The sequence below is a fragment of the Methyloceanibacter sp. genome (genome assembly GCF_058506495.1).
The window spans coordinates 1-14962 of sequence record NZ_JBZMXT010000053.1; the positions used below are offsets into that span (position 1 = coordinate 1).

Genomic DNA, 14962 nt, shown 5'->3' on the forward strand with positions numbered 1-14962 from the left:
ACCGCGACCTATTCCATTTCGCTCTTCGTGATCGGCATGCCTTTGGTCTGGCGGGCACGCGCTGCCCTTTTCAAGGGCCTAAGCCTCGGCGCGATGGGACTTTGGGTCCTTGGTACAACGGCCTATCACGTTTTGGTTTTGGGCGTTCCGCAGGCGGAGGTCATGGGTGCGATTGGATTCCTTGCGCTCGTCGCCAACCTGGCGAGTGTCCTGCTTCTGCTGAAGTTCCGTGACGGGGATGCGAATATCCGTTCAGTTTGGCTTTGCAGCCGCAACGACGCCATCGGCAATCTCGCCGTGATCTTGGCGGCAAGCGGCGTGTGGGCCACCGGAACGGCATGGCCCGACCTCATCGTCGCCGGAATCATGGCGACCCTGTTCCTCTGGTCGTCGGCGCAAATCGTTCGGCAAGCCATGACGGAACTGCGTACGGAAAAGAACTTCTCAGTTGCCGCTTTGAATCATAAGCGCCACCCAGAACAGGACACAGCCACGTCTGGTTGACCTCCATAACCAGGCGCTCCCGCGCTGACCATCAAGGTCCGCTAAGTGCCAGAAGCGGACATTGCTCCCACTCTGATTCATATCAAAGGCAGATGTGTGAACAAACGTTGGGATGATCACCGAGCTTCCTGCACTTGAAGGAGAAGATGAGAATGACCGCTTGGCGCCTGGCTTTGGTGACGATCTTCTGTGTCCTTGCACTTCTGCCAGTAACGGCATTTGCAGAGGAGGAGGCAGAGACACAGGGGGCCGATCAATCGACTCAACAGGCGATCGAAGAGGCAAAAGAGACAACCAACCAAGCAATTGAAGCTGCAAAGCAGGCCGTGTTGGAAGCCATTGACGCGGCCAAGGAGGCTGCAAGTTCGGTCCTCGAGTCTGAAGAGGAAGCAGCCAAGCGTGCCCTGGATAAGGCTAAGGACGCCACCAGCACTCTCGACCAAGCCAGCGAGGCAGCGAGAGAGGTATTGGAGAAGGCCAAACAGGCGACCGAAGAGATTCTTGATAAAGCCAAAGGAGCCGCACAGTCATCTTCAGAGCTCGCGGGAAAAGAGGCGTCAGAGGCTACCAAAGACGGGCGCGAAGTGCCGGTGACAATCGACAACTTTATACGCGCGGCGACTGACATCGAGCTCCAAAAATACGCTTCGCTAGCCGGTGGCGTGAATCGCTTCTACCACTTTCGCGAGCCAACTCCGGTCGACAATCAGCCCACCATCCGTATGAACCGCGACACGCTCTACAGCACCGTGGTCGTCGACATCAGCGAGGGCGCGACCTTGACGCTGCCAGACGCGGGCGACCGCTATATGTCCGCGATGGTCGTCAATCAGGACCACTACATCAACGAGGTGTTCCATGGCGGCGGCACCTACAAGCTCGACATGGAGGCTTTCGACACGCCCTATGTCATCGTCTACGTGCGCACGCTGGTGGACGCCTCCGATGCTGACGACGTGGGGGCGGTGAACGCGCTCCAAGACCAGATGACGATCGAGGCGGCCTCCTCGAAGCCCTTCGTCGCGCCGGATTATGATGAGGAGAGTTACAAGGCTCTTGTCGAGCGGCTCAACGCGCTCATGCCTTTCTTCTCCGACGCCCTGGGGGCTTTCGGCGCCAAAAAGAACGTCGATCCCGTGAAGCACCTAATCAACACTGCCGTTGGGTGGGGCGGCCTGCCGGAAACCGAAGCCTTTTATGGCGGCGCCGATCCCGGGCTGCCTGTTGGTGAATACAAGATCGAGGTTCCGGCTGAGGTCCCGGTGGGCGCGTTCTGGTCCGTCAGCCTCTACAATGCGGACGGCTTCTTCGAGCCGAACGATATCGACGGCTATGTGGTCAACTCGGTAACCGGCACGCGCAACGACGATGGCTCGATGACGGTCCATCTCGGCGGCTGCGACGACGGGCGGGTCAACTGCCTGCCGATCATGGAGGGGTGGAACTACGTCGTGCGCCTCTATCAACCTGGCCCCGAAATCATCGACGGAAGCTGGACGTTCCCAAAGGTGCAACCAGCCAAATGAGCAAACTGGCGCCATCTGCCGCGATACGCGCTGCAATGGTTCGTTGGACTATCATATAGATCAGCTTTGCAAGACACAGGGAGTGAGGCCATGAGAATCGGAATTGTTGCTCTGAGCTATGCGGTACTTGCCGTGATGCCTGCACAGGCGGAAGAAGTGAACGTTGACAATTTCGTACGGGCCGAATCCGACACGATGTTCCGAGCCAACATGAAAGCAATGGGAGTTGGTGTGGGCGAAGTTCACCACCTCCGTATGCCGACGACCCCTGAGAACCAGCCTGTGATTCGCATGAATCAGGACACGCTCTATACGGCTGTCGTGCTGGACCTTTCGGAGCCGGTAAAAATCACGCTTCCGGAAATCGGAGGACGGTATCAGTCCATGCATGTGGTCAACCAAGACCACTACATGTTCGTAGAGGCCAAGCCTGGGGTGTACGACCTGACAGAAGAAAACGTTGGGACGCGGTTTGCGCTTGTCACAATCCGTACCTTCGCCAACCCTAAGGATCCCGACGACCTCAAAAAAGCACACGAAGCTCAGGACGCCATCAAGGTTGAGGGTGGCGGTAAAGGCCCGTTCGATGCACCGGACTGGGACCAGCAGGCGCTCGCAACAGGTCGAAAAGCACTGAATGACTTCGCTGCCGCGCTAGGTTTTGAGGCTTCCAAGGCCTTTGGGCGCAAAGAAGAGATCGAGCCGACATCTTTTCTGATAGGCGCCGCGGCCGGTTGGGGCGGGCTGCCGCAAAGCGCGGCAATGTATGTCATCGATAGTGTAACTGCGAATGACGGCGACACACCTCACAAAGTGACGGCAAAAGATGTGCCTGTCGACGGATTCTGGTCGATTACGGTCTACAACGCGGACGGCTATCTTGAAGCGAACGATTTGGGCGTAAACAACTACAATAATGTCACTGCCGAGCCGAATGACGACGGCTCCATCACTATTCATTTCGGCGGGTGCGGCGACGATCGGGTAAACTGTATCCCCATCACGGAGGGCTGGAATTACGCCATCAGGATGTACCAGCCGCGTGCAGAAATCATCGACGGAAGCTGGACGTTCCCTGAGATCGAGCCTGCTGAGTGACAAGAAGAGGAAACTCGCGAGGTTTCCATACTCCAAGAAAAATTTCGGACATTCGGGCCGTAACCAAAAAGGTCAGGTTATCACTGACTGCGACGATGTCCGCTTTTGGGTCATTAGCTGACATCAGCAGGCAAAATTTGGACGTCCGGTTTGCACCCGAAAGCAGACATCCTCAATTGCGGGACCTATGTCAGCTATGTGCCATAAGCGGTCATACGCCCCAAGGTCGTGTTGCGCCTAGCGCTCCTATTTCTCGGTCTCTTGGGGGCAGTCGATGTGTTCGATGACGCAGCCTTCATCATCAAACTCTACCGTGCAGCCTTCCTCCTTGTAGTGGTCCAGCGTGCTCTTCCGCCACTCAGCACACACACGATCTCGCTCGGACGCCGGCACATCCACGCGGCCCCAAGGCCCGTTCACGAACACTCCGCCAGGGCCCACAAAGACGTTTGCCCAGGGCGTCTTAATATCAACTTCGGCACTCGCCGGACCGCTCAAGGCGCTCGTGCCGAGAAGTGCGAACGTGAGGATCACTGCTCTTACCATTATCGACAACTCCTAGTGCTTCTTGCTTTGGCCAAGCCTCAAGCATCTGGGACTAATTCTCATCCCTGCGGAGCGCGAATGGAAGCCTCAGATCGAAAAGACTGAGGGAGCCTGGCGACCTTTCCGCATCTAGAGCCGCTGGACTGACGCGAGGCAGCCATCGCGGCTTAACGGTGCTGCGGGTCTTTCAGGCATACATTCAATTTGATGGTCCGGCTGTTCGGGCTCTTCCGTGTAGGGTCTCAACAGACAGTCAGTTTCGATGCTCACGATGTCCGCTCTGGGTCATTAGCCGACGTTCTAACGTCGCTCAGCAACGACCGCTTTGTGCCCAAAAGGAGACGTGTCTCTCGCGCAGATCGACGGCAGCTATCTGCCAGAAGCGGACATCGGGCCATGCGACGTGAGTGACAGGGCCCCTGCTGGATGAGGGTAGCAATCCGAGTGGGAGCTAGCGCTGCTGGCAGCCGCTAATTGTTCATCGCCTTCATAACGGGACCTACAATTCCCGTAAGCACCGCCCCGCTCGGCCCGGTCGTACCAGTCCACAGCTTGCTTGATGTTACCCTGCTCTTCGAAGAACACACCAACCTGATGTTGGCCGCGGGGATCCGGATCAGGGCTCGACGTGATTGCGCCTAACTATGCAAGGTTCTGCGGTAATGCCGATCCAGCGTGCGGCAAATCTACGTAAGGGAGAGGGATCATCCCGGGTGGCGGCAGCGGTGCTGGCAATTGGCGCGAATTGGACATGTCTCTGTAAGGGAGAACGAGCATTCCAGGTGGCGGTAGCGGCGCTGCCCAGTGGGGCAAATTGGACATGTCTTCCGCAAATGAAGAAGCGGGCGCATGGACCTCCCTCGAGACGATGTCGGAGCGCTTGGTTGGATCGAGCGACGCCCTGGACGACAAGCGAGTGGCCTGCTGGCTACTGCTCGTTTTCGCATTAGCAACCAGCGGCAACTCGTCACGAAACAAATCGGTTTGGCCTGCGTGAACAAACGAGGAAAAAGCAAGAGCGGTAGCCAGCAACCCAATGGAAGCATTGGTCAGGTAGTCCAGGCGGTGCGTCCAGCTTAGAAGCACGGACGAGAAGCTACTCGGCGAGCTTTGAGGGGTTAAGACTTCTTCGTTATGAGGCCTCTCAAATCGATCAAGTTGCCGATCTCGTTTGCGCCCTCGTTCAATCTCCGAGTGTTGAGAATGCACATTAGCCGGCCGCTCTCTAAGCTGAGGGCTTCGACGTCTCGGATTTGCCGAGGAGCTTGTGGACCCAATACGCGTCTTGAGGTCTTTGGTACTGGTGCAGAGGGTGGATGACTTTGGCTTTCGCTCCTGAGGGGAGGTGGCAGCCGTTTCCAGACCGGGCGTCCTCATGAGCCGCTGAAATAGTGCGCGTCTCTTCGTCGGCGTTGCCTGTCGCTGGGTCGTACGTAGAGAAATAAACTCACGTCCTGGCAAATGTTCCAAGGGCTGACGATAGGCGAGGGCGCGATGTTCTTCGAGATCCTGACGTGCTGTAGCAACGACGTCTGCTGAGCTCTTCAAAACTCCTTTTACTCTTTTGATGTGAGCATCTATTTGTTTGATGTCATCATCGTCAATCAAGTACAACTCATCAGACATCCAAAGCTCTCCGCAGCAATGATGCGTTGTGTTGGATTCAGCAAGCGCTCGCAAAATGACGATCGCGTGCACTCTAAGTGCCGCATGAGCTAATCTATTTTGATGTGCCCATTTAGCGAGACGTACAAGCGTTCGTGGTAAAGGGCTTGTGGGCAGATGTTCCTTTGTGGAACAGAATACGGTTCATGCGGGCCAATGAAGAAAAGTCGACCGTAGCTTGGGGGTGAGGGGATCGAAAAAGGCTGGCGACCGCTTAGCCCCACTGTCAGGCCAGAAAGGCAAGATGCCTATTCGCTCCGATCAGAGGCATGAAACCATGACAAGAGAAGAGCATCTTCGGCCGAGTAAAACATTTTCGACAGCGGGATGGTCGGTTGTTGCTTCAGCAGCTATTCCCACCGATAGAACGACTGGTACGCCGGCGCGTTTCAGGATGACATCGGCCAGTCTTCACTTGTCCGACGCATCCCCTTTGAAAGAGTCGAGGCCCTTGGCTGAGGGGGTAGGGACAATATCCGCTTTGGGTCAGAAGCGGAAATCGCAAGCCGAGTCGGCGATGTCCGCTCTCCCCTCTGAAGCGGACATCGTCAGTATCGAAAGTGATGTCCGATATGTGCCAGCTTAACTGCGCTTTGAATAAGGCCGAGACAAGACTTTCCTAAATCGTGAGGAAACACCGTAGCGATCTTCACGGCTGCTACGCGTCTCCGCGCTTCTCAAATTTTTCCGCCTCCATTGCTTCCCGTGCCTGCTCAAGATACCCAATGACCTCGTCGTCCGGGACCTGATGGAAATCGGCATAATGCAACCCAATGCCATAGAACGGCACCGGCGTTGACAAACAAACAATGGCGTCGACCTCACTCCGTAACGCCTCGACTGCCTCTATGGGCGCAACGGGCACGGCGAGTAGGATGCTCTTTGGCTTCTTGCGCCGCAGAGCTTTGAGCACAGCACGAACGGTCGTGCCCGTGGCAATGCCGTCATCGACCACAATGACCGAGCGTCCCTCGATCTCGCAATGCGGATGATCCTCGAAGTAGAGCCTCCTGCGGCGTGCTATCTCTTCAAGCTGCTTCTTTGCCGCCTCCTCAATATAGGCTCGGCTCACATTGGCAAGACCGCAGACCTCTTCATTGACCACGATCTGCGGATCCTTGCCGTCGATGACCGCGGCAGCGGCAAGTTCAGGCTGCCAGGGCACACCGATCTTGCGCACCATGACCAGATCCAGGGGCGCCTTCAGCTCTTTGGCAATCTCAGCTGCGACGGGCACGCCACCCCGCGGTAAAGCCAGAACGACGGGATAGGGAAGTGACTTGGCCGCGACTTCCTTGGCGAGATCCAGGCCCGCCGACGTACGATTTTCAAATATGCGGTGTGCTTTCAATTCTCTTTCGCCTGAAAATGCTGGGTGAACCAAGCACCGGCAGCCTCGACGACCTCATCAAGCGTACCGGGCTCCTCGAAAAGGTGTGTTGCGTCAGGAACGATATGCAGATGCTTTGTGCATTTCAGTTCCGCGTACGCATCCTCGTTAAGTTCCAATACGCTTATGTCTGCGCCGCCCACGATTAGCAAGGTGGGCGCTTGGATTTGCGCTAATGCTGCACCGGCCATGTCCGGACGGCCACCACGCGAAACAATCGCCGCAATCTCGCGAGGGTTTTGAGCAGCGGTCACTAGCGCGGCGGCCGACCCTGTGCTGGCACCAAACAGGCCCACAGGCAATGCTGCCGTGTTGGGATCCTCACGCGTCCAAACCAGCGCTTCCTCGAGGCGCGTGGCAAGCAAGGGAATGTGAAAAACATTGCGACGATCGCTGGCTTCTTCCTCGGTCAGGAGATCAAACAGTAGTGTCGCTATGGCGTGGTCCTGGAGCTTTTCTGCCACATACGTGTTGCGCGGGCTAAGGCGGCTACTGCCGCTACCATGGGCGAACATGACAAGGCCGATGACCGGCTCGGGAATCGTGAGGATGCCCTTCAGCTGCTTCGGCCCGATGGTGACATTATGTGGAATGCCCCTGGAAACCTGACTTTGGCTCATTGGCTGCCCTCCCTTTTTAGGCATTCGAAGAATGACTGTGACCTTGTAAGGTTCGGCAACTTTGACAAAGGTCAACATATGCGCCGGCAATTGAGGCAAAGAGGCTGTTAGAAGCTCCAATTGATGAGGATCGGCTTTGACTATTCCCACCAAAGATAAGGTGCGATTCCTGAGTTCGTGCGAGGCCTATGCTTACCGCCCGCCGGCCGTTGTGGTCAAAGAGACGCACATGTCGTGGGTCTTCGTAGCCGGCGATCGCGTGTACAAGCTCAAGAAACCGGTCCACTACCCTTTCCTCGACTTCAGAAGCATAGAAGCCCGCGAAAAGAATTGCCGCGAGGAGGTGCGTCTCAATCGGCGACTTGCCCCGGATGTCTATCTCGGCGTGATCCCACTGACGATTGAAACCAAGGGTCGCCTCGCGGTTGCGGGACGAGGTGAAGTCGTCGATTGGCTCGTCGAAATGAGGCGTCTACCCGAACATCTCATGCTCGATCAGGCGATCCTCAAGAAAAGGATCGAGCGCGGTCAAACCGATCCAATCGACGCGGTAGTGCACTTGTTGACCAAATTCTTCAAGACCTGCCCACCCGCCGAGATATCGCCTGAAGCTTATGTGCAGCGGTTCGCGCGCGAGCATGCCATCAATGAAGCTATGCTCTCCGACCCCCGTTTCGACCTCGACGGGGCCGAGGTCAATGACGCGCTCGTCCGAGTACGGAAGGGACTTGAGAACGGGGCAGCCGGCCTCGAAGAACGCGTAAAACGCGGGCATATCGTGGAGGGCCATGGCGACTTAAGGCCTGAGCATATCTGCCTCCTAGATCCCCCTATAATTATCGATTGCCTCGAATTCAGCTATGTCCTTCGCCTCGTCGACCCCTTCGATGAGTTGAGTTATCTGGCGCTGGAATGCGCAATGATCGATGCCAGCTGGGTTGGCGAGCGCATCTTCCATGGCTGTGCTGAAGCCCTAGGCGGCCTCCCTTCCACTGCGCTTCTGGATTTTTACTGGACCTACCGCTCGTGTCTCCGAGCCCGACTGGCGCTTGCCCATCTTCTTGACCCGTATCCGCGCACGCCAGAGAAATGGGTCCCGCTCGCCCGACGGTATATCCGGCTGGCGCAATCGCGTGTGCTCAAGCCGGCCCTTCGAGCAGTTCCGTAATCGAACCCTCGCCCTGACAGCAACGGATCGCGTCGGCGAACAACGTCGCCGCTGAGAGGATGCGTACCTTCTGACCTATAAGGTCTGGAGCGAGTCGGAATGGCGGCACGGTATCTGTGATTAAGCTTTGGGCCAGACCCGACTGGCGAATTACATCGCTGGCATCCCCGACAAAGAGTCCGTGAGCGGCAAAGGCAATTACCTTTTCAGCACCAGATTCCTGGCAGGCTTTAGCGGCGCGCGCGAGCGTGCCGCCCGTCGAGATGAGGTCGTCGATCACGAGAACGGTGGCCCCTTCCACCTCCCCTGCTAGGAGCTCGCCGGTCACGGTGCCTGCACTGCGCCTCTTCTCCAGGAAGGCGCTCCCCACGGGCCGCTTTAGCGTCGCCTCAAGCGTTTCGCGAAAAAGCTGAGCGCGCTTTACACCACCGGGATCGGGCGAGGCGACGACCACGGGCGCATCGCTTACGAGCCCGACCGCCTCCCTTGCGAACAGCCGTCGCGGATCCAGATGAATGGTCTGACAGCGGAAGGAGTTTTGATAGGCGACAATATTGTGCACTTCGAGCGTCATGATGAGGTCGATGCCGGCAGCCTCGAACAAACGGGCCATGTAACGAGTCGTAACGGGGTCGCGTGATTTTGTCTGCCGGTCCTTCCGCGAATAAGCCAGATAAGGAACCACGGCGGTTACGTGACTCGCCCCGTTTTCTTTCAGAGTACTTATAAAGAACAGTAGGCGGCATAGCCTGTCATTGACGCTACCCTCGGGCCCAGAGTGAAGGCTCTGGATGACGTAAACATTGTGTCCGCGTACGCTAACGAGGGGGCGAGCCTTATGCTCGCCATCTTCGAACTCCCGCTCCTCGTGAGCAGCAAGCTCTACGCCAAGCGCGGCTGCGACTTTCCTGCCAAACTCCTGGGTAGCGTTCAGTGCAAAGATATCCATGAGCAGCACTTGAGGATATAGACGACTAGTTATGGCCCTTACGAATGATTGACGCCTGCGTCGGACAAGGCCGTCATAATGCCGGCGACAATCCTTTCCACTTCCCCTTCATAGCGCGCTGCAAACTGGAACGGTTCGACATGCCACGTTCCAACGGTACGAGCCATCTCTCCCGCAGCGAGCTGTGAGATGCAAGCGTTCCTCCGCAAGCGCGATATTCGTATCGATAACTACCTTCGCTTAAATCCTGTAATCATTGCACGGACGAGGTTCTCTCGATACACAAAGCTCCTTAGGAAGACGCCTACGATATGCACGCAGATCAGAGCGAGCGCAATGTTCGCAAAGACGCGATGCCAGTCTTCGGCCCACTGTCCTTCGTCATAAACCAAGATGCCGGTTGCAACAGTGCCAGCCAGGAATACGAGCAGTAGCGTTATAACGTAAACGCCCCCAGGGCTGTGCCCAATACGGCGCTCGCCGGCCCGTAGAACGAGCAGATCACATACATAGCGAAGCGTAGTGGACGGCGCGTAGAGAAATTCCGAGAAGCGGGCATAACGTGAGCCAATGAAACCCCAGAGAAAGCGCGTCGCGATAAGTGCCCCTGCCGCATAGCCAGCCCAAGCATGAAGTAAGGTCTCCTTATCAGCAAGGAAGGCCACCGTTACGCTAAGCACCAACGTCCAATGGAATGAACGTACAAAGGCATCCCAAACATAGACCTGATCCGAAATTTGCTTACGGTCCGGTTTAATCATCATTACTCCATCCATGCAGCAGTTGCCGGGCGTTTTGGCTGAATCTAGAGCTTGTTGGCTCGTCAGTCTCTTGAGGCTGATTTGTCAGGGGACCCTCGTGCATTTTGAGGCCTATGCGAAAGTTCAAATCTGACATCAATGCGCGAGCAGAGCCTTTGTCTGCCAGTGCCAGCCCATCGGGCGGGGATCCCTTTTTACTTGCCCTTCTTAGGGTCCTCGTCCAGCGGCACCACTATCCGATAACGCAGAGCGAACCATCGTCATTTCAGCCAGATTCTCCAGCGTCAGCAGACCGACAAGCTTTCCGTCTACATCCGTCACGCCGATTATTGGCTGCTGACCTGGCATCAACTGACGAACCGCACTATCCAGTTTGGCATTCGCACTAATCGTCGGTACGTCGGCTTGCATCACTTCGAGGATTGGTACATCGGGCCCAATCTCCTTCAAGACCTTCAACGTGGCGTCTCGCGTTAGTGCCCCGCGCAAGCGCCCACCGTTATCTATGACAGGGAACTCTTTTTGTGTGGTCCGAATTAGCGCGTCCGCAGCATCTCCAGCGGTGGCTGTGATAGGCAATGATTGAAAGTCAGTGATCATTGCATCGCTTACAAGAGCGCCTTGGGTCACCGCGCGAATTTGAGCCTGCGTCGCCTCACCGGACGCCGCAAGAAAGATGAAAGCGGCGATAATAACTAACATCGGATTGTAGAAGATACCGAGCACACCGAAGACGATAGCGAAGCCTTGGCCGATCTTCGCGGCCATTTCTGTAGCGCGGACGTTCCCCATCCGCATGGCGAGCAGGGCTCTCAGCACACGCCCACCGTCCATGGGAAAGGCTGGGATCATATTGAAAACAACTAAGATGATGTTTGCACCCATGACCTTTACAGCCAGCGACACTGAAGGATCCTCGATCTTCATTAGGTTCTCGACGTCGAGGTGCGATCCCACCCACACAAGGAGCAGCGCCGCAATGGCGACGTTTACCGCTGGGCCTGCGACGGCGACGATCAACTCCTCGTAGGGCTTGTCGGGCATCCGCTCCATGCTCGCGATTCCACCGAACGGCCATAGGGTTACGTCGCGTGTTTTCACGCCGTAGCGGCGCGCCGCAAACACATGACCGAGTTCGTGTAAGAGCACACATGAGAAGATCAGCACGATGAAGATGGTTCCCTGCCAAGCCGCCTCCGCCCCGCCTCTTTGGTAATAGACGGTGCCGATCCAAAGTAGGAAGAGCAAGAAAGTGATGTGGATCCGAATCGCTGTGCCAGCGATAGAGCCAAGATTCAGGGACCAGCGCATTCCAAATAAACTGTCAATCTAGTTTCCATGCTCCTACTATATATAGGAAGTTCAGGAGCGCTCTGCAGGCGTCAGCAGCCAACTTTAATAAGCGTGACCGTTATCCTATCTCTGCCAGCAACTTCCGGCTTGGGTCCTTTGTCGCTCTCTTGCACCAGGCGAGAGCATGCCCGGTTTACGCCATTGACCCGACATCCCCGCACTCACGACTGAGGTCGGCTAAGTGCTAACCGCGGATACGCGCCTAGCAGCCGACGCGGGTGGCACCTCGGAGCTATCAGGGCCCGTTGACTTCAGCATCATCTAGCGAATGGCCGAGCTGGAACAAACCCTCTTCAAGCTAATCACCAACTAGCAGTGTAGTTAGCAGGTAACGTGCTGCATATGCTTCGTCCGCGACGATATCCTAGCGAGTGGGGACTTGATTTGGCTCAAAGAGACCGTGTCCGCGACCACAAATATACATATCTAGAGCTTCAGCATTGGATAGCACCGCTGAACCAGCTAGGAGGCCTCGTTGATGGCGCACAAAAAAATCCTATTCCACTCGGCCGCCCGCGAAAAAATCCTTCGAGGGGCCAGCGCGCTTGCGGACGCAGTCCGCGTCACTCTTGGGCCGAAATCGAAGTCGGTGCTAATACAGAAGAAGTGGGGAACGCCGATCGTCTGCAATGACGGCGTTACGATCGCCAAGGAAGTTGACCTCCCAGACCCAGAAGAGAACCTGGGAGCACAGATGCTCCGGCAGGCGGCTGAGAAGACAGGCGAAGCGGTCGGTGATGGCACCAGCGCTTCTACCGTCCTTGCTCATGCGATTTTTGCCGAAGGCATACGCAACGTCGTAGCTGGTGCAAGTGGCATTGACATCAAGCGTGGACTTGAACGTGGCCTGAAGCTTGCCGTCAATACTTTGCGTGAGCTTTCTAGGCCAGTAAAGGCCCGGAAGGAGAAGGCCCAAGTGGCCACCATCTCGGCGCATAATGATCCTGCCATCGGCGAATTAGTTGCTGATGCCATGGAAAAAGTGGGGGACGATGGGGTCATCACGGTCGAAGAATCAAAGACAACAGAGACCATACTTGAGGTGGTCGAAGGCATGCAGTTCGACCGCGGATTTATCTCGCCCTATTTTGTCACCGATGCCGAGAAGATGGAGGCTGTTCTTGAAGACCCGTATGTCTTCCTATGCGACCGGAAGCTGAACAACCTCAAAGATCTATTACCTCTTCTGGAGCAGGTGGCTAAGAGCGGCAAGCCAATCCTGTTCGTGGCCGAAGACGTTGAGGCCGAGGCCCTAGCGACGCTGATTGTCAACCAATTGCGCGGCGTCGTACGAAGCGTCGCGACCAAAGCGCCCGGGTTCGGAGATCGGCGTAAGTCCATCCTTGAGGACGTGGCTGTGCTTACCGGTGGACAGCTCGTCTCCGAAGATCTCGGTATTAAGCTCGAGTCCGTCCAACTTAGCCAACTTGGACACGCCCGACGTGTGGTCTCCGATCGCGACAGCACGACGATTATCGGCGGAATGGGCGACAGAAAAGCGATCGAGGGACGCATTCGACAAATTCGCGCGCAGATCGAGAAAACTTCAAGTGACTACGACCGAGAGAAGCTAGAGGAGCGCCTTGCCAAGCTGTCCGGCGGCGTCGCAGTCGTCCGCGTTGGTGCACCGTCGGAGGCAGAGATGAAAAGTAAGAAAGAAGCACTCGACGATGCGATCAACGCGACAAAGGCAGCCGTGTCTGAAGGTATCGTGCCAGGCGGTGGATTGGCCCTTTTGCGCTGCATCAGCGGAATCGCTGACGAGGCGGTAAGAGCCGAAGGTGATGAAAAAACGGGGTTGGAAATCCTTCAGCGTGCGTTGAGCGCGCCCACACGGCAGATTGCCGAAAACTCAGCTGTAGACGGCGGTGTAGTCGTTGCCCGTATGCAGGAGGGTAAGGGGAATCTGGGCTATGACGCTGCCCGAAACGAATATGTTGATCTGATAGAGGCAGGTATCGTCGATCCCACAAAAGTGGTGCGTGTTGCACTCGAAAATGCCGTGTCGATTGCGAGCACTCTTTTGCTGACAGAGGCAACGATGACGGAGATTCCGGAAGAGGAGGAGCGGCACCAGAGCGAGGCAGAGATCGGCATGTAATTCACGTGCTCGACATGAGAAGACCTTGGCGGGTCTCGATGGTGCCCGACGGGCACTCAGCGTTCGGGTGTCGACGACGTTTGGGTGAAGGCTCGCCCCGTCTCAAGGATCCATAGCAGTCGGTAGTGCGGCTGATGTTATATTGCCCTCGGCGTTGAAGCGGAAAAGGTCCAAGCGCCGTAGCCGACCACGCGGTCCCGATTGCCGCTTATGTCACCTGAATTGCGCAGATCGAGACGATGGATCTGCCAGTCTCGTTGGCGTGCGGCGCAAAGTGCACCATTCAGCGCCGCGAAGCCACAGGCATTCTTGGGGCCGAGCCGCAAGTAGTCCAACCGCTCTATAATCTTCGCGCTTGCTAGGTCACGTGTCTGGGCGGATACATAGTCGAGATAGTGGGACAGGTCGGTGCTAACCACGAGAAGCGTCTGCTTGTCTAGCACAAGTGCTATTATGGCAGCGACCTCGTCCGGCGATGCCTCACCCACGAGCAACGGGATAAGTGTAAACCGGCCTAGCGCCTGTTGCAGGAAAGGCAATTCAACCTCGAGCGCGTGCTCCGGCGCATGGGCGCGGTCATCAATGTCGATGAGACCAGCGTCGAGAAGCGCGGCGACCTGGTCTGTGTCGATTACAATCTCGCCTAGGGGCGTCGTGAAGCTTCGAGCCGAGGAAGCAGCAATCCCAAAAACAGGCACGTAGTGAGCCGGGCCGATCAACAGTACGCGCTCGAAAGCGCGTTCCGAGGAGGCAAGCGCTGCGAAGGCGCTGGCCGCTACGGGCCCTGAAAACATGTAGCCAGCGTGAGGGACGACGATACCGACAAGACCGGATTCTTCGATCTTTGTGGCCTTCGAGAGGAGACCCTCGACCGTGTCCGCGAGTTCGCGTGCCCCGCGTGGATAGAAGCTTCCCGCTACCGCCGGCCTTCTGGTGCTCGAGAGTGGTTCAAGCGCGATCATGGAGGCGTTGACTCCGCTCAGAAGTTACCCATCTTCATAACATGGATACAATTGATATGGGTGCCTCCGTGCCGGGCCGCTACTGGCACGGGCTTGCTGATGGCCGCGTGCAATGCGACCTCTGCCCCCGTGAATGCAAGCTACATGAAGGCCAGAGGGGACTCTGCTTCGTGCGAGCGCGTGAGAACGACGCAATTCTCCTCACGACCTATGGTCGGTCCTCAGGGTTCTGCCTCGATCCGATCGAGAAGAAGCCGCTCAACCACTTTTTCCCTGGCAGCGCTGTGCTTTCCTTCGGAACGGCCGGCTGCAATCTAAC

At 56.7% G+C, this 14962-nt stretch carries 13 protein-coding genes; 5 read left to right on the plus strand and 8 right to left on the minus strand.

The genetic code is table 11. The features are described from left to right. The 3 genes from AC33YF_RS09745 to AC33YF_RS09755 all read left to right on the plus strand — a co-directional run. A partial coding sequence (locus tag AC33YF_RS09745) for a cation efflux transmembrane domain-containing protein (RefSeq protein WP_491777013.1) occupies positions 1-504 on the plus strand: 504 nt, incomplete at its 5' end. A gap of 152 nt (positions 505-656) precedes the next feature. After that, positions 657-2030, plus strand: a complete 1374-nt coding sequence (locus AC33YF_RS09750; RefSeq protein ID WP_491777014.1) for a DUF1214 domain-containing protein — start codon at positions 657-659, stop codon at positions 2028-2030. A 90-nt stretch (positions 2031-2120) separates the two neighbouring features. Then, on the plus strand, positions 2121-3128 hold the full coding sequence (locus tag AC33YF_RS09755; RefSeq protein ID WP_491777015.1) for a DUF1214 domain-containing protein: 1008 nt from the start codon (positions 2121-2123) through the stop codon (positions 3126-3128). A 246-nt stretch (positions 3129-3374) separates the two neighbouring features. Here AC33YF_RS09755 and AC33YF_RS09760 read toward each other — a convergent pair whose 3' ends face one another. From AC33YF_RS09760 to AC33YF_RS09770, 3 genes are all read right to left on the minus strand, one after another. Further along, positions 3375-3674, minus strand: a complete 300-nt coding sequence (locus AC33YF_RS09760) for a hypothetical protein (protein ID WP_491777016.1) — start codon at positions 3672-3674, stop codon at positions 3375-3377. A 2323-nt stretch (positions 3675-5997) separates the two neighbouring features. Beyond that, on the minus strand, positions 5998-6690 hold the full coding sequence (locus AC33YF_RS09765) for a phosphoribosyltransferase (protein WP_491777017.1): 693 nt from the start codon (positions 6688-6690) through the stop codon (positions 5998-6000). Further along, on the minus strand, positions 6687-7349 hold the full coding sequence (locus tag AC33YF_RS09770) for a dienelactone hydrolase family protein (RefSeq protein ID WP_491777018.1): 663 nt from the start codon (positions 7347-7349) through the stop codon (positions 6687-6689). Before AC33YF_RS09770 ends, AC33YF_RS09765 begins: the two co-directional genes overlap by 4 nt. Positions 7350-7485: 136 nt before the next feature. Here AC33YF_RS09770 and AC33YF_RS09775 point away from each other — a divergent pair, with 136 nt between their 5' ends. After that, entirely contained in the window at positions 7486-8517 is a 1032-nt protein-coding gene (locus tag AC33YF_RS09775) for a hypothetical protein (protein ID WP_491777019.1), read from the plus strand. Here AC33YF_RS09775 and AC33YF_RS09780 read toward each other — a convergent pair. From AC33YF_RS09780 to AC33YF_RS09795, 4 genes are all read right to left on the minus strand, one after another. Further along, positions 8489-9466, minus strand: coding sequence for a ribose-phosphate diphosphokinase (locus AC33YF_RS09780; RefSeq protein ID WP_491777020.1), 978 nt, complete (start codon positions 9464-9466; stop codon positions 8489-8491). The genes AC33YF_RS09775 and AC33YF_RS09780 overlap by 29 nt on opposite strands. Before the next feature lie 38 nt (positions 9467-9504). Continuing rightward, positions 9505-9633, minus strand: coding sequence for a hypothetical protein (locus AC33YF_RS09785; RefSeq protein ID WP_491777021.1), 129 nt, complete (start codon positions 9631-9633; stop codon positions 9505-9507). 63 nt (positions 9634-9696) lie between these two features. Further along, positions 9697-10230 (minus strand): cytochrome b/b6 domain-containing protein, encoded by a 534-nt coding sequence (locus AC33YF_RS09790; RefSeq protein ID WP_491777022.1) that lies wholly within the window; start codon positions 10228-10230, stop codon positions 9697-9699. A 204-nt stretch (positions 10231-10434) separates the two neighbouring features. Then, a complete protein-coding gene (locus tag AC33YF_RS09795) occupies positions 10435-11538 on the minus strand; it encodes a site-2 protease family protein (protein WP_491777023.1) in 1104 nt (367 codons plus the stop codon). Positions 11539-12058: 520 nt separating this feature from the next. Between AC33YF_RS09795 and groL the strand changes: the two genes are divergently transcribed. Then, positions 12059-13681 (plus strand): chaperonin GroEL, encoded by a 1623-nt coding sequence (gene groL, locus AC33YF_RS09800; RefSeq protein ID WP_491777024.1) that lies wholly within the window; start codon positions 12059-12061, stop codon positions 13679-13681. A gap of 137 nt (positions 13682-13818) precedes the next feature. On the opposite strand, the gene amrB is transcribed toward groL, so the two are convergent. Continuing rightward, a complete protein-coding gene (amrB, locus tag AC33YF_RS09805) occupies positions 13819-14643 on the minus strand; it encodes an AmmeMemoRadiSam system protein B (RefSeq protein ID WP_491777025.1) in 825 nt (274 codons plus the stop codon). Positions 14644-14962 lie beyond the last annotated feature (319 nt).